Origin of the sequence: Antarctobacter sediminis, assembly GCF_019218285.1 — a bacterium.
In the GTDB taxonomy this organism is placed as follows: domain Bacteria; phylum Pseudomonadota; class Alphaproteobacteria; order Rhodobacterales; family Rhodobacteraceae; genus Antarctobacter; species Antarctobacter sediminis.
The window spans coordinates 1347240-1371680 of the sequence record NZ_JAHUZG010000002.1 but is presented as its reverse complement, the minus strand read 5'-3'; the positions used below and the strand labels follow the sequence as shown (position 1 = coordinate 1371680).

The window sequence follows — 24441 nt, the reverse complement described above, 5'->3', positions numbered from 1 at the left end:
ATCATGAACGATCCGATTTCCAGCTGCGTCCTGCGCGATGGCGACACGCAGATCACCGTTTTGTCCATCGGCTGCGCCGTGCAGGATTGGCAGGTGGGCGGGCGACGCGTGGTGCTTGGTTATGACGATCCCGAGGCTTATCGGGACAACCCCAAATCCATGGGCATCATCGTTGGCCGCGTCGCGAATCGGACGGCGCAGGGCCGTTTTGCCCTGAACGGATCGGACTGGCGGCTTCCCGTGGGAGCAGATGGCCATCATCTGCACGGCGGCCCAATGGGGCTGGGTCGACAGAACTGGCAGATGGAACCGGACGGCCCCCGTGCGGTGCGTTTGCGCCTCCGATCGCCACATCTGGATCAGGGGTATCCGGGCGACGTGGTGTTTGAGGTTCGGATGTCGCTGGACGGGGCCGCGCTGACCTGGGAAATGCTCGCGGTGCCGGACCGGGAAACGCCCGTCAATCTCGCACAGCATCTGTATTTCAACTTGGCGGGCCACGGCACAATCCGCGACCACACCCTGCAACTGCGGGCACCCAGCTATACGCCCACCGATGCAGAGCTGATCCCGACGGGGGAGGTTTTGCCCGTGGCCGGCACGCGGTTCGATTTCCGCGACCAGCGCCGGATCGATGCCGCAGACCCGAAGGGTGAAGGCTATGATCTCAATTTTGTGCTGACATCGGGGGAGGGACCGGCAGCCGAGGTGAGCGCGCCCGATGGGATGCGCCTGCGGCTGTGGACGGATCGCCCAGGATTGCAGGTCTATACCTCCAATTCGCTGGGACCGCATGCCGCGCCCTGGCCCGGAGTGCGGCATGGTCCGTTCGCAGGTCTCTGTCTTGAGGCGCAGGATTTTCCGAACGCATTGAACACACCCGGGTTTCCGTCGGTTCTTGCCACGCCGGATCGGCCGTACCACCAGCGCACAACCATCGAAATCGCGGCGCAGCGGGCGTGATGCGCTGACCAAACATGCGACCGGTCACATTGCAGGCCCTGTTGGCGGTCGCGCGCTACACGGGCCTGCATTAACCTTAATACCCTCTAAAAGTAGCCGCGCACCAAACTGCCCGCCAACAGCGCCCATCCGTCGGCCAGCACGAAAAAGGCCAATTTGAAAGGCAAGGACACGATGGCCGGTGGCACCATCATCATCCCCATCGACATCAACACCGCCGCCACCACAAGGTCGATGATCAGGAACGGCAGGAAGATCAGGAAACCAACCTGAAAGGCGCGCGCCACCTCGGACAACATGAAGCTGGGGATCAGAACAGATAGCGGTGCCTCGGGGGACAACACGGTTTCTGCCGCATCCGGCCTAAGGTCTGCCATGGCGCGATAGGTATCCGGGTCAGCGCGCCCCGCCATAAAGTCGCGAAACGGGGCAATGGCCAGCACCGCCGCCTCTTCAACTTCGATCTGTTCCTCAAGCAGCGGCTGTACGCCCGTTTCCCACGCTTCGTTGAACACGGGTTCCATCACGAAATAGGTCAGGAACAGCGCTAGGCTGACGATCAGCATATTGGGCGGTGATTGCTGCAACCCGACGGCTTGCCGCAGGATGCCAAGGACCGTCACCATGAACGGGAAACAGGTCACCATGATCGCGATGCCGGGCGCAAGGCTCAGCAGCGTGATAAGCGCGATCAACTGGATCGAGGTCGCGGAAACAGACCCTCCGTCGCCAAGGTCGATGGCGAGCGATTGTGCGTCCGCGACCCCCGGCAGCAGGAGACCAAGCGCCAGTAGCGGCAGAAAGGCGCGCATGGATCAGGCCGGCGATTGCAGGTCGACCACCTCGGTGATCCGCACGGCCAGCTGCCCCGGCCCCTCGCCGTCGACAACTTCGAGAACGCCGATCGCTATCAACTTTTCACCGACGTAAAGCTCGACCGGGTCGTCCAGTTGTTTGTCCAGCGCCAGAACCGATCCTTCATTCAGTTGCAGTAACTCGCGCACCAGCGGGCGGGCGCGGCCAACCGATACAGTGATCTCGATCGGGACCGAGGTGAAGGGCGTGCCCGCATCCCCGCGGGCGGCAGTCTGCGCGCTATCCATGTTTCATCTTCCTTCGGTTGTCGTGGGCAAATCCCTCTACGGCTTCGGCCACAGAGGCTGTCAGGTCGCTCAGATCAATCTGGCGTTCGGTTTCGCCGAAACGGATGTCCGCCTGCTCTTCGGCAAGGGTGTCATCCGCGATCAATTGGATCGGAAAGCCGAAATCCCGGTCGATCAAAGGCATGATCGCGTCGACACGCGCCGGATGCACGGCGATGGTCACCTCCATCATGCCAATGTCACGGCTCATGGATTGCAGTTGTTCCACAATATGCTGACCAAGAGTCTGCCGTGCGATTTCCGGCAAAAGCGAGGCGACCATCTCGTTCAACAGCGGCGTCACCGCGTTCATCACCTGGGTATAGGCCTCGTGATAGGTAAAGCTGAGATCCTGCAAGTGCTGACCAAAGGCGCTGGAAATCCGCGAGCGGTCATCAGACTGCGCCTTGACCGCATCATCCCACCCGGCGCGGTATCCTTTTTCGAAGGCTTCCAGCTTCAAGCCTTCCAGTTCCGCTTCACTGATCCCGGGTTCGGCCGGTTCTGCCATGACCACAGGACCAGGAGTGACCAGGGTGCTGCCAAAATCCTCGAGGATGTCCGAAAGCGCCGTCATGTGACGTCCTCCTTGTCTTCTTCAAGCCAGCTGCGCAGGATCTCGACAGTTTCCGTCTTGCGCTGTTCGATCAGGTTGCGCAGGCGGTCGACCGGATCCTCCTCAGGCGCGGCGTCAAAGTCGACCATGCCCATGCCGCCAAAATCCGGCGCGTCAGCAAGCACGGGAAGGTTGTCGAACCCGCCTTCCGGCTCAATCTCGCCATGCAGGGGTTCGGCCTCACCGCCGGGAACCGCCGGCGCGGGCAATGCGCCGCTGCTGGCAACCGCGTCTTCTTCGCCGCCGCCGGCAAGGATCGGACGCAGGACAAACAGACCAAGGATCAGAGCAACCACAGCCAGCACGCCCATCTGGATCAGTCGCATCATGTCGATGCTGCCGCTGAACAGCCCCGGCTCCAACGGGCCGGTGCCCAGCCCGTCGGGCCGCTCGAACGGAAGGGAGCGCAGGGTGATCTGGTCGCCGCGCGATTCGTCGAACCCGACAGCAGAGGCAACAAGATCGCGCAGCGCTTCCAGCTCGGCCTCGGGCAGCGGAATGAACTGTTGCGTTCCGTCGGCCGCGGTCTGAAAACTGCCATTGACCAGAACCGCCACGGTCAATCGCTTGATCGCCCCGGGTTGGCGCGTGATCTCACGCGTGGTTTCCGAAATCTCGTAGTTGACCCGTTCGCGTGTTTCCGATTTCGCCGTCGAGGATTGATCCGGGCCGCCACCCGCGCCGCCATCGGGCAGGTTCGACGCCACGGTCACATCACCGCCGCCGCCAAGATTCTCGGACTTGTCGGTCCGTTCTTCGGTATCGGTCGATACGATCACGCGGCCTTCGGGATCAAAGCTGTGCTGGCGGATCAGTTCCAGTTCGGTAACGGTGTCAACGCTGACCTCGACCACGGCGTTTCCGCTGCCGACCCGCGCCTCCATCAGGCGTTGCACACGGTCGCGCAGCAGGGCCGCCCGATCGTCCGCGGTTACACCGCCGCCGGTTTTGTCCTCGGCCCCGATCAGGCCGCCCTTGCCGTCGATCACGGCCACGTTTTCGGCAATGAGCCCGGGCACAGCCGAGGCGACCAGAAATTTCAAGGCGCGCGCCTGCGCCGCGTTCAGGACCGCGCCGGTGGTGGTGACAGAGATCGAGGCCGTCGGAGTCACGTCCCGTTGAAAGGGATTCGCGCTGGAATTGGCGATATGAACCCGCGCGGTCGCAATCTGGGGGTTCGAAACGATGGTCCGCGCCAGTTCGCCTTCCTTGGCGCGCCAATAGGCGGCATCGAACATCTGGCTCGTCGTGCCGAACCCAGACAGGCCGTCCAGCAGTTCATAGCCCTGACCATTGTTCGCGGGCAGCCCTTCGCTGGCCAGTGTCAGGCGCAGGGCGTCTCTTTCTCCTTCGGGGACAAAGATTGCGCCCGCCCGCACATCATATTGGACACCGCGCGCCTCCAGCGCCTTAACGACGTCCCCGGCCGCATCGTTTTCCAACCCTGCGTACAGCAAGGCCATGTTGGGGGCCGACGCCAGCCGCGTCAGCCCGAGAATCGCCAGCATCACCACAACGGTGGCCCCGATGACAATCATCCTTTGGCGCCCGGCAAGGGCATTCCAGCTCGACAAAATCTGGTTCAAGACCGACCTCCACTCCAAACATTCTGTTCGGTTGTGCAGAGGTTCACCTATTCGCCTTAACAATCAGTTAGCCCATTTTCGCTAAAACCCGGACATCGCCGACGAAGAGGTAAAGAATGTCTGACGCCACCGTTGATGAAGATGGGATTGCCGAAAAGAAGCCGTCAAAGCTTCCGCTGATCATCGGTCTGGTGCTGGCTCTGGCCGGCGGCGGAGGCGGATTCTTCGCGGTACAATCCGGCCTGCTCGGGCTGGGGAACACACAATCGGAAGAGGCGCATGCTCCGACCGATCATGCCGAACCGCATGTCGAAACGAAGGCCCTGCCAGACGTGGCCTTTGTCGAGGTGCCGCCGGTGCTGATTTCGCTGGGGCCAAACGCGCAGGCCGATCACCTGCGCTTTCGCGCCAGCCTCGAGGTGCCGGCCCAATACAAGTCAGAGGTCGAAAAGATCCTGCCGCGCATTCAGGACGTCCTGAACAGCTACCTGCGCGCACTCGAAGCGCAAGACATCGAAGCCCAGGGCGCATTGGTGCGCCTGCGGGGACAGATGTTGCGCCGCATCAAGCTTGTCGCCGGTGAAGGCCGGGTTCGCGACCTGCTGGTGCTTGAATTTGTACTGAACTGAGGAAGACGGGAATGGAAGCGATTGCAGATATCCTGCTGGTGGCCGGGGCTCTTGGGGCCGGGTTCTACTGTTTCATCTTGGCGCGGCGGCTGTCGCGCTTCACCGATCTTGAAAACGGGGTTGGCGGCGCTGTGGCCGTTCTGTCCGCGCAGGTCGACGATCTGACCAAGACGCTGAACACCGCCCAGAAAAGCGCTGGCGATTCGAACAAGTCGCTGGGCGAACTGACCGACCGCGCCGAAGATGTCGCACGGCGGCTGGAGCTGTTGGTGGCGTCGATGCACGATCTGCCACAGGGCAATAACCCCGCGGCACAGCCGGAAGCCCGCGAAACGGTCTTTGTCCGCCACCCGCGCAACTGAAGATCACGCCGATTCGCAGTGGACCAGTTTACGAGGAACGATCATGGCCAAACCTAAGGTCTCGAAACGCCCCGCCGGTGAAATGCCCGCGAAGAAGCGCCGCCGCCGCAAGCCGCGCGGCGCACTGGCCGCGATTTGCGCATTGCTTGTGACCTCCGGCCTGCTGCGGATGGCAATCGGCGCAAGCGAGGCGCTGGCCCGCGAAGGTGGCACCGACCCCAAGCCGGAACAGATCGCCGCCCTGGCCCCCGTTGATCCCAAAGCGGCCGCGCCGGTCGGCGCTGCAAAAGATCCGGCCCGGCAGCCCCGAATCGTCGCCGAAGCCGACATCGAACCGCTGCTCAAGGCGCTGGATGCCCGCGAAGAGCGTATTCGCAAACGTGAATCGGCCATTGATGTACGGATGCAGGCGCTGGCCGTCGCCGAGGAAGAGATCGAACGCAAGATGCAGGCTCTGGCCGTCGCCGAGGCCAGCCTGAAGGAGACATTGGCCCTTGCCCGGACCGCCGCGGCGGATGACATCGAAAAGCTGACCACCGTCTACGCCAATATGAAACCCAAGCAGGCCGCCGCCCTGTTTCAGGAAATGGATCCGGAATTCGCGGCAGGCTTCCTTGCCCGCATGCGCCCGGATGCCGCCGCCGCGATCATGGCCGGGATGAGCCCGCAATCCGCCTATCTTGTCAGTGTGATCCTCGCCGGGCGCAACGCCGACGTTCCCAAGGATTGAGACCCGGACGCCCGCGGCGTTTGCCTTTTGGCGTCCGCACGGCAACGTGACTCCAATCCGACCGGACTCGGGATTGCTTTTCGAGGCATGTTGGGTCACATATCACGCTGCACTTCTGATTTTTCGCAGGGGCCGTCATGTTGAACCGCCGTACCTTTCTTGCCGCTTCGGCCGCCGCCGCGACGCTGCCCATGCCCGCGCTCGCCTTTTCGGTGGACCCGAAATTCAAACCGCAGACTGTTTCGATCAAGCCGGACCTGAGCCCGGGCCAGATCCTGATCCTGTCCAAGGCGCATTTTCTTTATCTGGTCGAAGCGCCGGGACAGGCGCGCCGCTATGGCGTCGGCCTTGGCACTGCCGGTCAGGCGATCTCGGGCACCTATGACGTGGGCGGCAAGAAGAAATGGCCGACCTGGCGTCCGACGGATGCAATGATCAAGCGGAACCCCTCCGCCTATGAAAAGTTCATCGACAACGACTATGTCCAGCCGGGCGGGCCGGGCAATCCGCTGGGGGCTCGTGCGCTCTATCTCTACCGGAACGGCCGCTATACGTTTAACGCGATCCACGGCACCACGGCGCCGCGGTCGATTGGGCGTTCGGTGTCGAACGGCTGTGTGCGCATGATCAACGACCACGTGATCGACTTGTACGAACGCGTGCAATCCGGCGCCAAAGTCACGGTTCTGTGACCGGGCAGACCGCGCGCAAGACGCTGCGTTTCGACCTTATTGTTCTTGGTGCCGGACCTGCCGGTGCCGCGGCGGCCATGACCGCCGCGCGCAACGGCTTGCGTGTTGCGCTGGTGGATAAGGTCCGGTTTCCCCGGAATAAACTTTGCGGCGGTGGCCTGACCGGTCGCGCCGTCGCGCACTACCGCAGGATATTCGGCGGCACCCTGCCACCCGTCCCGTTTGAACGGCGCGACAGTTTCGCCTTTCACGCCTTTGGTCAATCGCTGGGCGACAGCCGCGATGCGCCGCCCCTGCACCTGATCATGCGCTTTCAGTTTGACGCCGCCCTTGTGCAACAGGCGCTGGACGCCGGCGCCATGGATTTCACTGGTCAAAGTGGAAATCTGGAGACCGACGCGCCAGCGGTCGACCTGCCCGATCACCGGCTGGAAGCACCGATCCTGATCGCTGCCGATGGTGTGAACAGCCCTACGGCCAAGGTCTTGTTCGGCGATGCTTTTGACAAACGGCGGATCGGTTTCGCGCTCGAGGTCGAGCGTCCGGGGGCCGAACCTGATCGCCCGCTGCGCATCGATTTCGGCGCTGCGGACTGGGGCTATGGCTGGCAGTTTCCCAAGCCGACCGGTACGACAATCGGCGTCGGCGGCGTCCTGTCGCGCAACTCCGACATGAAAGCTGCCATGCGCCGCTATCTAACCGAGCTTGAAGTCCCCGAAGAGCTGCCCGTCAAAGGGCAGTTTCTGCCTTTCGGCGATTTCCGCGCGACGCCGGGGCGGGGGCGTATCCTTCTGGCCGGGGATGCCGCCGGGCTTGTCGATCCGATTACCGGCGAAGGCATTGCACATGCGCTGGACAGCGGAGCTCTGGCGGCCGAGGCCGCGCGCGACGCACTGGTATCGAATACACCGGACACGGCTTTGGCCGCATACACCCGGTCCTTGCGGCCGATCCATCGGGGGATTCGGCATGCGGGCCTGCTCCGCAACCTGATGTTCCGCGAAGCGTTGCGCCCCGCGTTCATCCGCAGTTTCCGCAGTTCCCGGACCCTGCGCAGCGAGTATTTACGCCTGATGGCCGGTGAAACGGAATATGGCCCCCTGATGCAACAGATGGCCGCCCGTCTACCCGGTTTTGCATGGCGGGCGGTCAGCGGAACATGAACAATCCTAACGATATACCTCCCTCCACGCGGCACGGTCTTAAGGCTTTGTTAGGGTCTCGGCACGTACCCTCCACACATATGGAGGGTGCAATGGCGATTTTTTCTTTTATCCTGGGTTGTATGATCGGGTTTGCCTGCGCCCTTGTCGGATGGCTTGGTTTCGGTATGTCCCTACTGGCCGCCTTTGGCCTGTATCTTAGCGTCAGCCTGCTGGTCGGAATGGCCCTGATCGTGACTTCGATCCACGGCAATCCCCTCGACATTGGCGAGGTCGGCGCCTGACGGTTACGGGTCGACCCGTTCGATCAACGCCTCGACCTTGGGCCCGACCACCTCGACAATCCTTGCGACGCCTTTGGCATTCGGGTGGATACCATCCGCCTGCATGAACTGGCCCGGGTCGTCTGGCATCTCTCCGTCCTGCATCAGACCGGCAAAGAAACTGTCGAGGTATAGCGTGCCATAAACCTCGGCAAGTTCAGGATAAAGCGCGTCAAAGGCAGCCTTGTAATCGGGGCCATAGTTTCCGGGCGCGCTCATCCCGATCAGCAAGACCTCCAGTTCGCGCGCCTCTGCCACCTTCAGAATGCCCTCGATATTGGCGCGGGCCACCGCCGGATCGATCCCGCGCAGCAGGTCGTTGCCGCCCAGAGCCACGATCATCGCCTGGATCTCGGGCGTCAGCGACCAGTCCACCCGCGCCAGACCGCCTGCCGTGGTGTCCCCGGACACACCCGCATTGACGATCCGCACATCATGCCCCCGCTCGGCCAGCCAATCCCGCAGTTGCGGCACGAATCCCTCTTGTTCGATCAACCCATAGCCCTGCGTCAGGCTGTCCCCCAACGCGAGGATATGCACCCGATCCGCCGCCGCGGCGGTCGCCGCCAGCAAGAACAGGGGGGCCAGCGCCTTGTTGCGCAGGCTCCGCAGCCCATATGTGACCCATTGCAACATGTTCCGAGGCTCCCCGTGTCCGATGCCGTTCTGTCCCTCCAAGATGTCACCCTCAGCCTCAGGGGCAATGCCGGAATGGTGGAAATTCTGCACGGCATCTCTCTGGACGTGACGCGCGGTGAAACGCTGGGCCTTGTCGGGCCGTCCGGGTCGGGCAAATCTTCGCTGTTGATGGTCATGGGGGGCCTTGAACGTGCCAGCACCGGAAAGATGCAGGCGCTGGGCCATGATCTGACCGCGATGAGCGAGGACGCGCTGGCCCGATTTCGGCGTGATCACATGGGCGTCGTCTTTCAATCGTTTCACCTGATCCCCACCATGACGGCATTGGAAAACGTTGCGACCCCGTTGGAACTGGCCGGTGACCGCAAGGCCTTCGACCGCGCGCGGTCGATGCTGGACAGGGTCGGTCTGTCCCACCGCGCCGACCACTATCCGGCGCAGATGTCGGGCGGCGAACAACAACGCGTGGCCCTTGCCCGCGCCTTGGCCCCAGAACCTGACATCCTTCTGGCGGACGAACCCACCGGGAACCTCGATGGTGCCAACGGGGCCGCCATCGTCGACCTGTTGTTCGGTTTGTCGCGGGAACATGGCGCAACACTGGTTCTGGTCACCCACGCGCCGGACCTTGCCGCGCGGTGCAACCGCGTGGTCCATCTGCGCGATGGTCGTGTGGACGCAACGGAATTGAGAGCCGCAGAATGAGCCTTGCCACCTCGGCCCGCTTTGCCCGCCGCGAATTGCGGGGCGGCCTGCGGGGGTTTCGCATTTTTCTGGCCTGCCTTGCCCTTGGGGTCGCCGCGATTGCCGGTGTCGGCTCTGTCCGCTCGGCCATCCAATCGGGATTGGAGGATCAGGGCGCGATCCTGCTGGGTGGCGACGCCATGGCCGAGTTCACCTACCGCTTTGCCTCCGAGGATGAGCGCGCATGGATGGACAACACGGCGACGGCCGTTTCGGAAGTCACCGATTTCCGGTCGATGGCGACCGTGACGCGGGATGGCGCAACCGAACGTGGCCTGACACAGGTGAAATCCGTGGATGCCGCCTATCCGCTTTTGGGAGAGATCGTTCTCGACCCGCCGATCCCGCTGGCGCAGGCGCTGGACAACAACGGTGCGGTCATGGCCCCCCTGCTGGCCGACCGTCTGGCCCTCTCCCCCGGGGACAGCTTTCGTCTTGGCACACAAGAATTCACCCTGCGCGCCACCATCACCACCGAACCGGATGACGCGGGCGATGGGTTTGGGCTTGGCCCGCGCACCATCGTCAGAACCGCGGATCTGGCGCAATCCGGCCTGTTGACCCAAGGCTCGCTGTTTGAAACCGAATACCGGATGCTGCTGCCCCAAGGGCGCGATCTGGACGAAGTCAGGGACGAGGCCATCCGCCTTTTCGAGCAAAAGGGGCTTAGCTGGCGGGACGCGCGCAACGGTGCCCCCGGCATATCGCAATTTGTCGACCGCTTGGGCAGCTTCCTTGTTCTGGTGGGCCTGTCCGGGCTCGCTGTTGGCGGGATCGGCGTGTCCGCCGCCGTGCGGGCCTATCTTGCGCGCAAGACCAGTGTGATCGCCACGTTGCGAACGCTGGGGGCCACGCGCAACGTGATCTTTCAGACCTATTTCCTTCAGATCGGTGCGCTTAGCCTTGTGGGAATTGCGCTGGGGCTGATCCTTGGGGCCGGCGTACCAATCCTCTTTGCCCCGCTCATTTCCGGTGCCTTGCCGGTTCCGGCGGTCTTTACCCTCTATCCCCGAGCGCTCGGCGAGGCCGCGCTTTATGGCGTTCTGACCGCGCTTTTGTTCACGCTCTGGCCGCTGGCGCGCGCCGAAGAGGTGCGCGCCGCTACCCTGTTCCGGGACGCGCTGGACAGTGCGCGGCTGATGCCGGCCGGGCGTTACGTGCTGGCCACATTGGTGCTGGTCGCCCTTCTGGTGGGCAGCGCGGTGATGTTCGCCGGTCGGCCCGAACTGACGCTTTGGATTGCGGCGGGCATCGCGGGGGCGTTGATCCTTCTGCTGGGGGCGGCATGGACGATCCGCTGGCTGGCACGGCTGGCCACCCCTGCCACGCGGGGGCTACCGGTTTGGCGCTGGGCCCTGGGTGCAATCGGCGGACCGCGCGAAAACGCGGGTTCGGTCGTGTTGTCACTGGGGCTGGGGCTGACCGTGCTCGCCGCCATCGGCCAAATCGACGGCAACCTGCAAAGCGCAATCAAGCGCGACCTGCCCGAAGTTGCGCCGTCGTATTTCTTTGTCGACATCCAGAAGGACCAGATGCCCAGTTATCTTGAGCGGCTGGAGAACGACCCCGCCGTCAGCCGCATCGACAGCGCCCCGATGCTGCGCGGGATCATCACCCGCATCAACGGGCAACCCGCCGTCGAGGCTGTGGGCGAACACTGGGTCCTGCGGGGCGACCGGGGTGTGACTTATTCCGAAACGCCCGGCGCACGCACCACGGTGACAGCGGGCGAATGGTGGCCCGAAGGCTACAGCGGCCCGCCGCAGGTCAGTTTTGCCGCCGAAGAAGCCGCCGAGATGGGGCTGCAACTGGGCGATACAATCACCGTCAATATCCTGGGCCGCGACATCACGGCGACGATCACCTCGTTCCGCGAGGTCGATTTTTCGACCGCCGGGATCGGCTTTGTGATGACGATGAACCCTGCGGCGCTGCAGGGCGCGCCGCATACCTTCATTTCCACCGTCTACGCCGAAGAAACCGCCGAGGCGCAAATCCTGCGCGATCTGGCCGGGCAGTACCCGAATATCACGGCCATCCGGGTGCGCGACGCAATCGACCGGATCAGCGGACTGCTGGCGGGAATCGGCACGGCCATCCGATGGGGCGCTGCGGCAACCTTGCTGACCGGCTTTCTCGTGCTGATCGGGGCGGCCGCCGCCGGGGAAGGCGCACGCACCTACGAAGCGGCGGTGCTCAAGACGCTTGGCGCAACACGCGCCCGCATCCTGCAAAGCTTTGCCCTGCGGTCCGGGCTTCTGGGCGCGGCAGCCGGGGCGGTGGCCTTGGCGGCGGGCATCACCGGGGCATGGGCGGTCATGACCTTTGTGATGGAAACACGGTTCGACGTGATCTGGCCCTCGGCCATCGGGATCGTCGGTGGCGGTATCCTTGCCACGCTGCTGGCCGGTCTGGGCTTTGCCTGGCGGCCCCTGTCTGCGCGCCCGGCAGGCGTGCTGCGCGCGAGAGAGTGACCAACCCGGACAGGCTGTCACCTTGAACTGACCGGCGCGGGCTGGCACCACCATGGGCATCGACAATGATCGCCGGATGTTTGACCCATGAGTGATTCCCTGCCAATGCCGGTCACGGCGCCCCTGACCTCGGCCCAGCGCACCCAGCTTTTCAACCTTGTTCGTCGCGCCGCCAAGGCCGAGATCATGCCGCGGTTCCGCAAGCTGGGCACCTATCAGATCGGCGAAAAGACCGGTCCGCAGGACCTTGTGACAGAGGCGGACACCTCGGCAGAGGCCATGATCACCCGCGGCCTGCAACGGTTTTTCCCTTCCGCCGTGATCATCGGCGAAGAGGCCGCATCGGCAAATCCGAAGCTGTTGGAGAAAATCGCCGAGGCCGAACTGTGTTTTACCATCGACCCGGTGGATGGCACCTGGAACTTTGCCAAGGGCCTGCCGCTGTTCGGGGTCATGGTCTCGGTTCTGCGCTTTGGCATCCCGGTTTTTGGCCTGTTGTATGACCCGGTCCTGAACGACATCGTCTGGGCCGACAGCGAAAATTCCGCGCAGTTGCAACTTCCGATGCGTGACCGCCGGTTCGTCACCACCGACCACGATCAGAACAAGACGCTGGATCAGCTCAACGGGTTTGTGCCGCTTTACCTGATCCCCGAAGACAAACGCGACCAAGCGGCCGCGGCCCTGCCCCGGTTCGGGCGTGTCTGGTCGCTGCGTTGTGCCTGCCATGAATTCCGCACCCTCGCGCAGGGTGAGGTCGATTTCGTGCTTTTCGCGAAACTGACAGCCTGGGATCAGCCCGCCGGTGTCATCGTCACCCAACAGGCGGGCGGTCACGTCGCAATGATGGACGGCTCGGACTATCGCGGCGATACAAACACGGGCTTTCTGCTGGCCGCCAGCGACAAGCACACATGGGACATTGTTGCCGAGGCTTTTGACTTCCTCGTCGACAATCCCGCGCCGGAACCGACCCCGGCCCCGGAAAAGAATGCCTTTCCCGGGGAAATGGCCGTCGACAGCGACGCCTGATCAGCTTGGTCCGGGGGCACCCGCCCCCGGACCGATATTGACGCAACCCTACTCGGCGGCCTCAGCGTAGTCGCTCATCGGCGGGCAGGTGCAGATCAGGTGCCGGTCGCCATAGACGTTGTCGACCCGGTTGACCGGCGGCCAGTATTTGTCCACGCGGAAAGCGCCCGGCGGGAAACAACCCTGCTCACGGCTGTAGGGCCGGTCCCATTCACGCACGAGGTCCTCCATCGTGTGCGGGGCCATCTTGAGCGGGTTTACCTCGCGATCCATCTCGCCCTCTTCGATGGCGCGGATTTCCTCGCGGATCGCCAGCATCGCATCGCAGAAACGGTCCAGCTCGGCCTTGGTTTCGCTTTCGGTCGGCTCGACCATCAAGGTGCCCGCCACCGGCCAGCTCATGGTCGGCGCGTGGAACCCGGCATCCATCAACCGCTTGGCAATGTCCTCGACGGTCACACCGGCCGATTTCTCGAACGGGCGTGTGTCAAGGATACATTCATGGGCCACCCAGCCATTGCTGCCGCGATAGAGCACGTCATAAGCACCCTCCAGCCGCTTGGCGATATAGTTGGCGTTCAGGATCGCCACACGGGTCGCCTGAGTCAGACCGCCGCCGCCCATCATCAGGCAATAGGCCCAGCTGATCGGCAGCAAGGACGGTGACCCGAAGCTGGCCGCGCTGACCGCGCCGCCGTCATTCTCCAACGGGTTTCCCGGAAGATGCGGCACAAGATGTTCCTTGACGCCGATCGGTCCCATGCCGGGGCCGCCGCCGCCATGCGGAATGCAAAAGGTCTTGTGCAGGTTCAGGTGACTCACATCCCCGCCAAGATCGCCGGGCCGCGACAGTCCCACCATGGCGTTCATGTTGGCACCGTCGATGTAAACCTGCCCGCCGTGCTCATGGGTGATCTGGCAGACCTCCTTGACGGTCTCTTCAAAGACACCATGCGTGGACGGATAGGTGATCATGCAGGCCGCCAGCGCATCCGAATGCTTTTCCGCCTTGGCGCGGAAGTCCGCCACGTCGATCGAACCCAGCTCGTCGCATTTCACCGGCACGACCTTCCAGCCAACCATCTGCGCCGAGGCCGGGTTGGTGCCATGTGCGTTGACCGGGATCAGGCAAACGTTCCGCTGCCCCTGCCCACGGTCGATCTGCCAACGGCGGATCGTCAAGAGCCCGGCATATTCCCCCTGCGCGCCCGAATTAGGCTGCATGGAAATGGCGTCATAGCCGGTGATCTGGCACAGCTTTGCATTCAGATCCTCGATCATCGTCGCGTACCCCTTGGCCTGATCCTTGGGCACATAGGGATGGATCATCGAAAATTCGCGCCAGCTGACCGGCATCATCTCGGCGGCCGAGTTCAGCTTCATCGTGCAGGAGCCCAGCGGGATCATGGCCCTGTCCAGCGCAAGATCACGGTCGGCTAGACGACGCATATAACGCATCATCTCGGTCTCGGCCCGGTTCATGTGGAACACGTCGTGCTGAAGATACTCCGAAGTCCGGACCAAGGGCTCAGGCAGGCGGTACTCGGACTCCGCAACATCGTCCTTTTTCACAAGGCCAAAGGCGCGCCAGACGGCCTCGATCGTCGCCGGGCGCGTGCGTTCGTCCAGCGTGATGCCCACGCGCGTCTTGCCCACGCGGCGCAGATTCAGGCCCTCGCGCACGGCGGCCTGCAAGACGCCCCGCTGCAACAGTCCCACGTCCACGGTGATCGTGTCGAAGTAGCTGTCCGGTTCTACCTTGAAACCCGCGGCTTCCAACCCCTTGGCAAGGCGCACGGTCTTGCGGTGAATCCGCTGTGCAATGGCGCGCAACCCCTTGGGGCCGTGGAAAACGGCATAGAAACCCGCCATGACCGCCAGCAAGGCCTGCGCGGTGCAAACGTTCGACGTGGCCTTTTCGCGCCGGATATGCTGTTCACGCGTTTGCAGCGACAGGCGATAGGCGCGGTTGCCGTGGCTGTCGACTGACACGCCGACGATCCGCCCGGGCATCGAACGCTTCATCGAATCCTTGCAGGCCATGTAGGCAGCATGCGGACCGCCATAGCCGACAGGCACGCCGAACCGTTGGGTCGATCCCACGGCGATATCGGCCCCCATGGCCCCCGGTTCCTTCAGCAGGCACAACGCCATCGGATCGGCACTGACGATGCCAATCGCATTGGCCGCATGCAGAGCCTCCATCTCGGCGGTGAAATCGCGCAGATGCCCGTGCGTGCCCGGATACTGGAAGATCGCGCCAAAGACCTGTTCGGGGTCCAGATCGTCCGGCGCGCCAACGATAACCTCGATGCCCAGCGGCTCGGCCCGGGTTTTCATCACCGCGATATTCTGCGGGTGACAGTTTTCGTCGACGAAAAACGCCTTGGCCTTTGTCTTAGCCACACGCTGCGCCATCGTCATCGCCTCAGCGCAGGCGGTCGCCTCGTCCAGAAGCGAAGCATTGGCGATTTCCAGCCCCGTCAGGTCACAGACCATGGTCTGGAAGTTCAGCAGCGCCTCAAGCCGTCCCTGCGAAATCTCGGGCTGGTAAGGCGTGTAGGCCGTGTACCACGCCGGGTTCTCAAGAATGTTGCGCTGGATCGCGGGGGGCGTGACGGTGCCGTGATACCCCTGCCCGATCAACGAGGTCAGCACCTTGTTCTTCGACGCCACCTCGCGCATCCGGTAGGTCAGTTCGCGCTCGGACAGCGGCTTGCCGAAATCCAGCGCCGCTTCCTGGCGGATTGCCTTCGGGACGGTTTCATCCACCAGTTGATCCAACCCGGATACGCCAAGGGTACGGAACATCGCCGCCATTTCCTCGGGCGACGGGCCGATGTGCCGCCGGTTGGCAAAATCATAGGGCAGGTAGTCAATCGGCTCGTAGGTCATGCGCCGCTCCTGAGTTTCTTCTTGGTGAAAATACTCCAGCGGCATCGCCACTTGCGAGCCGACCGGAAAACAGGGTTGGGCAGGGCCGCGCCCCGCCCGTCCCGGATCAGGAAATGAAGTCCTTGTAGGCCTTCTCGTCCATCAGGTCGTCCAGCGCCGAAAGATCCTCGATCTTCATCTTGAAGAACCAGGCCTCGCCCTCGGGATCCTCGTTGACCTTGCCCGGCTCTTCCACGATCGGGCCGTTCACTTCGACGATCTCGCCATCCAGCGGGGCAAGGATGTCAGAGGCTGCCTTGACCGATTCGATCACCACGACTTCTTCGTCCTTGGTGACTTCGCGGCCTTCGTCCGGCAGTTCGACAAAAACGATGTCGCCCAGTTGTTCGGCAGCGTGGGCGGTAATGCCCACAACCACCAGATCACCCTCGACCATCAGCCATTCGTGTTCCTCGGTGAATTTCATGTCAGTCTCCCTGTCTCACCGTTTGAATCCAGCCGGAACGAAGGGCAAAGACGCCACTCGCACCGGAACCCGTTTGCCGCGCAATTCGCCCCAGAGGGTCGTGCCCTCTGCCGCCTGCGCCGACGCAACATATCCCATGGACACCGGTCCCTCGACCGTGGGTCCGAAACCGCCCGAGGTCACGATGCCGATCTCGGCCCCCCCGTCCTCGGCATCGAACAGCGTCACACCGGCCCGCAATGGCGCGCGTCCGTCGGGGCGCAGACCCACGCGGCGGCGCGACGGTCCTTCGGCAAGCTCCGACAGGATGCGCGCATCCCCCGGGAACCCGCCGGCCCGTGCTCCATCCTTGCGCCGGACTTTCTGGATGGCCCAGGTCAGCCCAGCCTCCACCGGAGAGGTATCGCTGTCGAGGTCCTGACCGTAGAGGCACAGGCCTCCTTCCAGACGCAGGCTGTCACGCGCGCCAAGACCGATAGCCTCGACCCGCTCATCCGCCAGCAGCGATTTCGCAAGATCCAGCGCCGCCGCATTGGGCACGGAAATTTCGAACCCGTCTTCGCCGGTATAGCCTGACCGCGACACCCAGCATTCCGCGCCGGCGATGGGCAGGGTGGCCACGTCCATGAACTTCATCTCGCGGATATCCGGGCAGTGTTCGGCCAGAACATCCTCAGACGCCGGCCCTTGCAGGGCCACCAGCGCGCGGTTTTCCAGCAGCTTGACGGTGATGCCGTCGGGTTCCAGCGCAGTCCGCATGCGGTCGACATCTGCATGTTTGCAGGCCGCATTGACGACAAGGAACAGGTGATCGCCCCGGTTGGCGATCATCAGGTCATCCTCGATGCCGCCCGTGTCATTGGTAAAGAACGCATAGCGCTGCCGTCCCTCCGCCAGCCCGGCCACGTCCACCGGAACCAGCCGTTCCAGCGCCTCGGCCACGTTTGGGCCCCGCAGGATGACCTGCCCCATGTGGCTGACATCGAACAGCCCGGCCTGCGCCCGGCAGTGCAGATGTTCCTTGAGAACACCCAGCTTGTACTGAACGGGCATTTCGTATCCTGCGAACCCGACCATCTTCGCGCCCAGCGCGTGATGCAGTTCGTTCAGGACGGTTGTTGCAAGCTCTGTCGGCTCGTCCGTCATGCGCACCCCTTTGCCCATGACGCAAAAACACGTTCGGGCAGCTACGCCGCGGACCAATTCCGCGACTCTACTGCCCCCTCTGTCCTTTGGCCTGAGATCGTTATCCCTTCGGCGGACGCGCTTGGCGCCTCTCTCCAGAGTCTAGCCTCTTCACGGTCCGTTGGGCCTGAGCGTTTCCGGGGCGGTTGCGCCTTCGGCACCGGGTTTGGCCAAGGCCTCACCGGTTCTCCCGTCGAAGATGCGCGGACGCTAGTCGATTGTTCAGGCGTTGGCAAGCGATGCGTCGCGCCGCCCTGCGCTGCATCCTTCGGCCGAGATGATATTGATCAGCGCCGCATTGTTGCAAACCAGCGAATCCAGAGTGATCGGATCAAGCGTGGCGTAAAAGGCGTTTGCGGCCTCTGTCAGGGCGCTGCGCAGGCGGCAGGCCTCGGTCAGGGGGCAGGTATTGTCCACATCGGCAAAGCATTCAGCCAACGGGACCGGCTGTTCGAGGGCGCGAAAAATGTCGCCGATCACGATGTCGGCAGCGGGGCGGCCCAGCTCCAGCCCGCCGTTGCGGCCCCTTTGCGTATGCAGAAAACCCATCTGCGCCAGTTGGTTGATGACCTGAGCAAGATGGTTTTCCGACGCGTTGCACCGCTCGGCAATCTCGTGCTTGGTCACAAGCCGTCCCGGATTCGCGGCGCAATACATCAGCACTCGCATCGCGATGTTGGTTCTCTTTGTCACGCGCATGCCGCTCTCCCCATGGCAGTTCGTCCGCTTCTTTTTGACACGGCAGACAAATGCGGGGTTTGACATGCGTCAATACGGGCAAATATTTCTTTCATGGAGCATGTATATTTTTTCGGCTACGGGTCGCTGGTCAATCGCAGCACCCATGATCACGACCCCGCTTATCGCGCCCGGCTGCACGGATGGCGGCGCGCCTGGCGGTCCGTCCCGGAACGGTCACTGTGTTATCTGACCGCCGTTCGGGATCCCGATAGCCATATCGATGGACTGATCGCACCGGTTCCGGGCGATAGCTGGGCCGAACTGGACCGCCGCGAAGCCGCTTACGAACGCCATGATGCGACACAAAGCCTGACCCATGACAGCGATGCCCGGGCCGTGGTGGTCTATGCCATTGATCCGGCGCGGCACAGCGCACCCGGCCCGCGAAACCCCATCCTGCTCAGCTATCTGGACGTTGTGGTGTCAGGCTATCTTGCGGAATATGGGCCCGGAGGTCCGGCGCAGTTCTTTGAAACCACACTGGGGTGGGAGGCGCCGATCCTCGATGATCGCGCAGCCCCAAGATATGCCCGTGCGCGGCCTTTGACCGATGAGATCCGGACACTCACCGACGCCGGGCTTGCCGCCGTGGGCAGCCGCGTCATCACCGCCGCAGATTGAACAGCGCGTGCTGGCGGCCCTGACGGCCAAAGGGGTCGCGTTCGGCCCGTTCCGGTTTGCGGATGACCCGTTCGGCCAGCGCCCACGCGATCACGCCGAACAACACGCCACCGGCCGCCTGACCGATCAGCACACCGGGCGCCCCCAGTACCGCCGCCCCCGCAATGACAAAGGGGATCGTCCCCAAAGTGTGACGGCCCCAGTTCACCCATGTCGAATAGAACGGGTGACCAAGGTTGTTGAAGGCTGCGTTGCAGACAAAGATCACCCCGTTGAAAGCCCATGCCAGCGCGAGAGGCCCGCAGAACAGGAACACGAGGTCCCGCGCCAGCCCGTCGGCATCGAACAGCCCTGCAATCGGGCCGCGCAGCACAAACAGCGCCGCAGCGGCGGCCACCACATACATTGCCACAAAGATCAGTCCGGCCTGAAAAGCACCGCGCACCCGGTCGTTCAGTCCAGCGCCGAAATTCTGCCCGATAATTGGCCCCACAGCCCCCGACAACGCGAATATCACAGCGAAAGCCAACGGCGTCAGGCGTCCGACAATCGCCATGCCTGCCACCGCCTCTTCGCCGAATTGCGCCATTGACCGGGTGACAAAGGCCTGCCCCACGGGCGTTGCCAGTTGCGTCAGGATCGCCGGAAGCGCAATGGCAAGGATCGGCGGGAAATCCACCTTCATTTCGGCCCGTGTCGGACGGTCGAACCCGCCGTAAAGGCGCACGACCGGGGCCAGCGAATACCATGCGATCGTCAACCGCGCCGCCACGCTGGCAAGCGCCGCCCCGGTCAGTTCGAGATCCAGACCAAAGATCAGGATCGGGTCCAGTGCCGCGTTCACAACCCCGCCCGCGATGGTTGCCATCATCGACCGGCGCGCGTCGCCATGCGCCCGCAGGATAGCCCCGCCGATCATCCCCGCCACAAGAACCGGCAACGACGGCAGGATGATGCGCAGGTATCCCGTTGCAAGGTCTGCCGTCTGTCCTGCCGCGCCCAGAAGCGCCACAAACGCCGGTGTCCAGATCCAGACCGCCGCCGCAAAGATCGCACCGAATCCCATCCCATAAACCAGCGCGGTTGTGGCCCGGCGCGAGGCCATATGCGCCTCGCCCCCTCCCAGCGCACGCGCCACCAGGGCCCCGGCCGCGATGGCCATGCCGATGCTGAAAGAGGTGGTGAAGAACAGGATCGCCCCGGCATAGCCGATTGCCGCAGCCAATTCGGATTTGCCCAGCATGGCGATAAAGATCATGTCGATGAAATCGACTGCAAAGACCGCCATCAGCCCCAGAGAGGCGGTCAGCGACATGACGGTCACATGCCGGAACAGGCTGCCTTCGAGGAATACGGCCTTGTCCGCCATGCTGCATCTCCACGCTGTCTTGTCATCTTGGATGCCGCACCGTCACCGGCTTGCCCAGCCCAAAAACCGGATCGCCCATGAAAAAGGGCGCGCCACCGACTTTGGTGTCGCGCCCTGATGTGTGATCCGGCGATCCGCCCGCCTGACCCGGACGTCAGCCCGCGCCACCCGGTTTCTTTTGCAAAAGCGGCATGACGTCGGCCATCTCGGGGCCACGTTCGCGCCCGGTGACAGCTTTGCGCAGCGGCATGAACAGCTTTTTGCCCTTGCGACCCGTGGCCTCTTTTACCGCCGAGGTCCAGTTACCCCAGGTCTCGCCGGTGTAGGGCGGCTCGCTCAGCAGATCGAAAGCCTGCGCGACGAACTCTTGATCTTCGTCGTCCACCAGCGGCGCAGCGCCGTCACGGAACAGCGCCCACCAATCCGCCATGTCCTTGCGGGTGGTGATGTTCTCGCGAACGACATTCCAGAATGCCGGAGCCAGTTCACCCGGCACGCCCAGCGCGGCGATTTCGTCCGCAACCGCGTCCAGATCCAGCCCATGCAGTTTTTTCGCGGTCAGCGGGTACAGGTCCTGCACATCGAACTTGGTCGGCGCAGAGCCGAACTGCGACAGCTCGAACCCGTCAGCGATCTCTTCCAGCGAAAGGCGCAGTTCGACCGGCTGGCTTGATCCCAGACGTGCCATCAGGGACAGCAATGCCTCGGGTTCCACGCCTGCCTCGCGCAGGTCGCGCAGGGCCAGCGTACCCAAACGTTTGGACAGCGATTCCCCTTGCGGGCCGGTCAGCAGCGAATGGTGCGCAAAAGCCGGCGGTTCGCCCCCCAGTGCGCGGATCATCTGGATCTGCGTCGCGGTATTGGTGACGTGGTCATTGCCGCGCACCACGTGGGTGATGCCCATTTCCATGTCATCGACGACCGAGGCCAGAGTATACAGGAACTGTCCGTCGGCCCGGATCAGCACCGGGTCAGAGACGCTGGCCGCGTCGATCGACACCTCACCAAGGATACCATCCTCCCAGGCGATGCGCTCGTGGTCCAGCTTGAAGCGCCAGACGCCATCGCCTCGTTCGGCGCGCATCTTGGCCTTGTCCTCGTCCGACAGGGCCAGCGCCGCACGGTCATAGACCGGCGGTTTGCCCATGTTCAGCAGCTTTTTGCGCTTGAGGTCCAGTTCCGTGGGCGTTTCCCATGCTTCGTAGAACCGTCCCATCTCTCGCAGTTTGTCGGCTGCGGCCTCGTAGCGGTCCAGCCGCGCGGACTGTCGTTCGATCCGGTCCCAGGTCAGGCCAAGCCATTCCAGGTCCTGCTTGATCGCGTCGACATATTCCTCTTTCGACCGCTCAGGGTCGGTGTCGTCGATACGCAGCACGAACTGGCCGCCGGTCTTGCGGGCGATCAGGTAGTTGAACAAAGCGGTGCGCAGGTTGCCCACGTGGATATAGCCGGTGGGCGAGGGCGCAAAGCGGGTGACGGTCATGGGTCGGGCCTCCTGTCAGGGCGGGGTGTTTTCACAAGGCGCACGATTTGTCCAGTTCCAGCGAGGTCAGCGGCCGCTGCGGGCGCGCGGCTCTGGTCCGGCTGGCAGGCCGATGCTAGGCATTCTGGAAAGGCGGTGCCGGACCGCCGCCAAGGAAACGCGCCATGACCCAGATCCTCACCGTCACCCTGAACCCGGCTCTTGACCTTGCCACCGCCTGCGCGGGCGTCACACCGGGGCCCAAGCTGCGTTGCGGGCCGGAAACGGCAGAGCCCGGCGGGGGCGGGGTCAACGTCGCCCGGGCCATCGTGCAACTGGGCGGGCAGGCCCGCGCAATGGTGGCGCTGGGCGGCCCAAACGGCGAGGCGCTGGCCCGCCTGCTGCAAGAGCGCGGGCTGGACATCATCCGCCATCAGGCCCCCGGCGACACGCGGCACAGTTTTTCCGTGACCGATGAAGGGACCGGCGAACAGTATCGCTTTGTCCTCTCCGGTCCGGAATGGAACGAGGCCCAGCTGGACGCCGTTCTGGATCATCTTGCGCAAGAGGCCGAAGAGGGGGCCTATATCGTGCTGTCGGGCAGTATGCCGCCGGGATGCGTGCCGGGCTGGATTCCGCGCGCCTGCGCGCGGCTGTCCGGTCGGCGCGTCGTGGTGGATACCTCTGGCTCGCATCTGCATCATCAAGCCACGGCCCCTGCCCCTGCGCCACATGTCCTGCGCATGGATAGCGCCGAGGCGCGCGACCTGGCGGGCCGGGATCTGACGGCACGAACCGAAAGCGCCGATTTCGCTGAAACCCTGCGGGCGCGCGGTGCCGCAGAGATCGTGATCATCGCACGCGGCAAGGATGGCTCGGTCATGGCCACGGCGGAGGGGCGCTGGCATGTCACCGCCGCAAATCAGACCGTGGTCAGCGCCATCGGCGCGGGCGACAGTTTCGTCGGCGGTTTCGTCAAGGCGCTGGCCGAAGGACTAAAAACACCCGAGGCATTGCGCCAAGGAGCAGCGGCCGCCGCCGCCGCGGTCCTGAGCCCGGGCACGCAACTGTGCCGCGCCGAGGATTTCGCCGCCATCCTGCCCAGGACAGAGCTGACGGCGCTCTGATGCGGCTGTTCGTTGCCCTGCCCCTGCCGGATCATGCCTGCGCTTCGCTGGAGGCGCTTCAGGCACGGTTTCCGGTCGGTCGCCCGGTCCCCTATGAGAACCTTCACCTGACGCTGGCCTTTCTTGGCGACCAAAGCGAGGATTCGACAGAGCTTATCCACGACAGCCTGCTGGGCCTGCGCGCGCCCGCACCTTTGCTGACGCTGGCCGGAGCGGCGGTTTTTGGCGGACGGCACGGGCAAGCCGTGGGGCTGGAGGCCGACGGCGGCGCGGCCCTGACCGACCTGCACGCCCGGGTGATGACCCGCCTGCGCGGCGGTGGCATTTCAGTCGAACGCAGGCGGTTTCGTCCGCATGTTACCTTGTCCCGGCTCAGGGGGCACGCCGACGCCGGTCCGGTTCTGGCGGTTCTGGCTTCGGCCATGGTCGGCCCTTTCGACTGCGCCGCCTTCAGCCTTTTTGCGTCTCATTTACACCCGGACGGCGCCATACACGAAGAGCTGGCCCGCTATCCTCTGGCCCCCACCCAATGACCGACATTGCCCGTTTCTACGAAATTGCCCAGCGCACCATCCAAGGTTTTCCGACCCCGTTCCGGCGTGCTGCCGCGCAGGTGATCCTGCAAGTGGTCGATTGGCCGCCAGAGGATATTCTGGACGAGATGAGCATCGATGACCCACGCGACCTGACCGGACTATACGACGGCGTTCCGATGACCCAGAAAAGCCTCGCCGACCCGGCACCCTTTCCTGACACGGTCTGGCTGTTTCGGGAACCGATCCTCGACGAATGGCGCGCGCGGGGCGACATCGAGCTAGATGATCTGATCGCACATGTGACGGTGCATGAATTCGCCCACCACTTTGGCTGGTCGGATGAGGATATCGCAACCATCGACCGCTGGTGGGAGTGATCCGCCGCACACCAGCCCTTGCCGTCGCCCTTGCGGCGGCAATACGCGCTGCCTAATCTTCGTTTCAAACGTTCATTGACAGGATTTCCAATGCCCACGACCACCATTCGCAAGATCCTCGGAAATCGCGCCCTGCACGCCGTTGCCCCCGACATGCCGCTGCGCGAAGTGGCGCAACGGATGGCCGATGCGGGGGTCGGTGCGGTTGTCGTCTTGCATGACGGCGCTTTGGCGGGTGTGCTCTCGGAGCGCGACATCGTGTTTCGCGCGGTGGCCAAGGGTCTGTCACTGGATGACACGCCGGCCCAAACCGTCATGACCCCCGACCCGGTGACCGTCGACATTGACGCGGATCTTGCCCAGACACTCAAATCCCATCTGGGCACGGCCTTCCGCCACATGCCGGTGGTGGACAATGGCAAACCCGTGGGTCTCCTGTCTTACCGCGATGTGCCTGCGGAATATGTCATGCTCTACGAACGCTTTGTCGAAATGACGGGCGCCCGCGCCGATCAGGCCGGCTAGGGGCGCGACGGCCAAGGGACGGCGGGCGGGGCGTCTTTCGCG

26 protein-coding genes and 1 riboswitch are annotated in these 24441 nt (G+C 63.7%); of the genes, 15 read left to right on the top strand and 11 right to left on the bottom strand.

Annotated features, from left to right (window positions below; genetic code table 11):
• Positions 1-3: 3 nt before the first annotated feature.
• A complete protein-coding gene (locus KJP30_RS14490) occupies positions 4-963 on the top strand; it encodes an aldose epimerase family protein (RefSeq protein ID WP_218449972.1) in 960 nt (319 codons plus the stop codon).
• Between the two features lie 86 nt (positions 964-1049).
• Here the strand turns inward: KJP30_RS14490 and fliP are convergent, their stop codons facing one another.
• The 4 genes from fliP to fliF are packed head-to-tail and all read right to left on the bottom strand — an operon-like array spanning position 1050 to position 4307.
• Positions 1050-1775, bottom strand: a complete 726-nt coding sequence (gene fliP / locus KJP30_RS14485; RefSeq protein ID WP_218449971.1) for a flagellar type III secretion system pore protein FliP — start codon at positions 1773-1775, stop codon at positions 1050-1052.
• A 3-nt stretch (positions 1776-1778) separates the two neighbouring features.
• Positions 1779-2066, bottom strand: coding sequence for a FliM/FliN family flagellar motor switch protein (locus KJP30_RS14480; RefSeq protein WP_218449970.1), 288 nt, complete (start codon positions 2064-2066; stop codon positions 1779-1781).
• Positions 2059-2682 carry a FliH/SctL family protein gene (locus tag KJP30_RS14475; protein WP_218449969.1) on the bottom strand — a complete coding sequence of 208 codons (624 nt, stop codon included), beginning with the start codon at positions 2680-2682 and terminating at the stop codon, positions 2059-2061. The genes KJP30_RS14480 and KJP30_RS14475 overlap by 8 nt, the downstream gene beginning before the upstream one ends.
• Positions 2679-4307, bottom strand: coding sequence for a flagellar basal-body MS-ring/collar protein FliF (gene fliF, locus KJP30_RS14470; RefSeq protein ID WP_218449968.1), 1629 nt, complete (start codon positions 4305-4307; stop codon positions 2679-2681). Before fliF ends, KJP30_RS14475 begins: the two co-directional genes overlap by 4 nt.
• 116 nt (positions 4308-4423) lie before the next feature.
• Between fliF and KJP30_RS14465 the strand changes: the two genes are divergently transcribed.
• The 6 genes from KJP30_RS14465 (at position 4424) to KJP30_RS14440 (ending at position 8167) form a co-directional block, all read left to right on the top strand.
• Positions 4424-4936, top strand: a complete 513-nt coding sequence (locus KJP30_RS14465) for a flagellar basal body-associated FliL family protein (RefSeq protein WP_218449967.1) — start codon at positions 4424-4426, stop codon at positions 4934-4936.
• A gap of 11 nt (positions 4937-4947) precedes the next feature.
• Entirely contained in the window at positions 4948-5298 is a 351-nt protein-coding gene (locus KJP30_RS14460; RefSeq protein WP_218449966.1) for a hypothetical protein, read from the top strand.
• Positions 5299-5341: 43 nt separating this feature from the next.
• Positions 5342-6028: a MotE family protein gene (locus KJP30_RS14455; protein ID WP_218449965.1), complete on the top strand. Its 687-nt coding sequence runs from the start codon at positions 5342-5344 to the stop codon at positions 6026-6028.
• A 137-nt stretch (positions 6029-6165) separates the two neighbouring features.
• Positions 6166-6720, top strand: a complete 555-nt coding sequence (locus KJP30_RS14450; RefSeq protein WP_218449964.1) for a L,D-transpeptidase — start codon at positions 6166-6168, stop codon at positions 6718-6720.
• Positions 6717-7883, top strand: a complete 1167-nt coding sequence (locus tag KJP30_RS14445) for a geranylgeranyl reductase family protein (RefSeq protein WP_343222777.1) — start codon at positions 6717-6719, stop codon at positions 7881-7883. Before KJP30_RS14450 ends, KJP30_RS14445 begins: the two co-directional genes overlap by 4 nt.
• A gap of 92 nt (positions 7884-7975) precedes the next feature.
• On the top strand, positions 7976-8167 hold the full coding sequence (locus KJP30_RS14440) for a hypothetical protein (protein ID WP_218449963.1): 192 nt from the start codon (positions 7976-7978) through the stop codon (positions 8165-8167).
• 3 nt (positions 8168-8170) lie between these two features.
• Here the strand turns inward: KJP30_RS14440 and KJP30_RS14435 are convergent, their stop codons facing one another.
• The gene (locus KJP30_RS14435; RefSeq protein ID WP_218449962.1) at positions 8171-8842 is read right to left on the bottom strand and encodes an arylesterase; all 672 of its coding nucleotides are present in this window, start codon (positions 8840-8842) and stop codon (positions 8171-8173) included.
• A 15-nt stretch (positions 8843-8857) separates the two neighbouring features.
• On the opposite strand from KJP30_RS14435, the gene KJP30_RS14430 reads away from it, so the two are divergent.
• From KJP30_RS14430 to KJP30_RS14420, 3 genes are all read left to right on the top strand, one after another.
• A complete protein-coding gene (locus tag KJP30_RS14430) occupies positions 8858-9550 on the top strand; it encodes an ABC transporter ATP-binding protein (RefSeq protein ID WP_218449961.1) in 693 nt (230 codons plus the stop codon).
• Positions 9547-12063, top strand: coding sequence for an ABC transporter permease (locus tag KJP30_RS14425; RefSeq protein ID WP_218449960.1), 2517 nt, complete (start codon positions 9547-9549; stop codon positions 12061-12063). The genes KJP30_RS14430 and KJP30_RS14425 overlap by 4 nt, the downstream gene beginning before the upstream one ends.
• A gap of 87 nt (positions 12064-12150) precedes the next feature.
• Positions 12151-13095 (top strand): inositol monophosphatase family protein, encoded by a 945-nt coding sequence (locus KJP30_RS14420; protein ID WP_218449959.1) that lies wholly within the window; start codon positions 12151-12153, stop codon positions 13093-13095.
• A 48-nt stretch (positions 13096-13143) separates the two neighbouring features.
• Here the strand turns inward: KJP30_RS14420 and gcvP are convergent, their stop codons facing one another.
• The 4 genes from gcvP to KJP30_RS14400 all read right to left on the bottom strand — a co-directional run bounded on the left by gcvP (position 13144) and on the right by KJP30_RS14400 (position 18340).
• The gene (gcvP, locus tag KJP30_RS14415) at positions 13144-15990 is read right to left on the bottom strand and encodes an aminomethyl-transferring glycine dehydrogenase (RefSeq protein WP_218449958.1); all 2847 of its coding nucleotides are present in this window, start codon (positions 15988-15990) and stop codon (positions 13144-13146) included.
• Positions 15991-16096: 106 nt separating this feature from the next.
• Positions 16097-16456 carry a glycine cleavage system protein GcvH gene (gene gcvH, locus KJP30_RS14410; RefSeq protein ID WP_218449957.1) on the bottom strand — a complete coding sequence of 120 codons (360 nt, stop codon included), beginning with the start codon at positions 16454-16456 and terminating at the stop codon, positions 16097-16099.
• A gap of 15 nt (positions 16457-16471) precedes the next feature.
• Entirely contained in the window at positions 16472-17602 is a 1131-nt protein-coding gene (gene gcvT, locus KJP30_RS14405) for a glycine cleavage system aminomethyltransferase GcvT (RefSeq protein WP_246594499.1), read from the bottom strand.
• Between the two features lie 69 nt (positions 17603-17671).
• A riboswitch (glycine riboswitch) is annotated at positions 17672-17750 on the bottom strand.
• Positions 17751-17863: 113 nt separating this feature from the next.
• Entirely contained in the window at positions 17864-18340 is a 477-nt protein-coding gene (locus KJP30_RS14400; protein WP_218449955.1) for an RrF2 family transcriptional regulator, read from the bottom strand.
• A 93-nt stretch (positions 18341-18433) separates the two neighbouring features.
• Here KJP30_RS14400 and KJP30_RS14395 point away from each other — a divergent pair, with 93 nt between their 5' ends.
• Complete coding sequence (locus KJP30_RS14395) at positions 18434-19003, top strand: gamma-glutamylcyclotransferase family protein (protein WP_218449954.1); 570 nt, start codon at positions 18434-18436, stop codon at positions 19001-19003.
• On the opposite strand, the gene KJP30_RS14390 is transcribed toward KJP30_RS14395, so the two are convergent.
• Both KJP30_RS14390 and gltX read right to left on the bottom strand, forming a co-directional pair.
• Entirely contained in the window at positions 18987-20372 is a 1386-nt protein-coding gene (locus KJP30_RS14390; protein ID WP_218449953.1) for an MATE family efflux transporter, read from the bottom strand. The genes KJP30_RS14395 and KJP30_RS14390 overlap by 17 nt on opposite strands.
• A gap of 154 nt (positions 20373-20526) precedes the next feature.
• Positions 20527-21855, bottom strand: a complete 1329-nt coding sequence (gltX, locus tag KJP30_RS14385; protein ID WP_218449952.1) for a glutamate--tRNA ligase — start codon at positions 21853-21855, stop codon at positions 20527-20529.
• Between the two features lie 164 nt (positions 21856-22019).
• Here gltX and KJP30_RS14380 point away from each other — a divergent pair, with 164 nt between their 5' ends.
• The 4 genes from KJP30_RS14380 (at position 22020) to KJP30_RS14365 (ending at position 24399) form a co-directional block, all read left to right on the top strand.
• Positions 22020-22961 carry a 1-phosphofructokinase family hexose kinase gene (locus tag KJP30_RS14380; RefSeq protein WP_218449951.1) on the top strand — a complete coding sequence of 314 codons (942 nt, stop codon included), beginning with the start codon at positions 22020-22022 and terminating at the stop codon, positions 22959-22961.
• Complete coding sequence (thpR, locus tag KJP30_RS14375) at positions 22961-23494, top strand: RNA 2',3'-cyclic phosphodiesterase (RefSeq protein WP_218449950.1); 534 nt, start codon at positions 22961-22963, stop codon at positions 23492-23494. Before KJP30_RS14380 ends, thpR begins: the two co-directional genes overlap by 1 nt.
• On the top strand, positions 23491-23874 hold the full coding sequence (locus KJP30_RS14370) for a metallopeptidase family protein (protein ID WP_218449949.1): 384 nt from the start codon (positions 23491-23493) through the stop codon (positions 23872-23874). Before thpR ends, KJP30_RS14370 begins: the two co-directional genes overlap by 4 nt.
• Positions 23875-23964: 90 nt before the next feature.
• Entirely contained in the window at positions 23965-24399 is a 435-nt protein-coding gene (locus KJP30_RS14365) for a CBS domain-containing protein (protein ID WP_218449948.1), read from the top strand.
• The last annotated feature ends 42 nt before the right edge of the window (positions 24400-24441 follow it).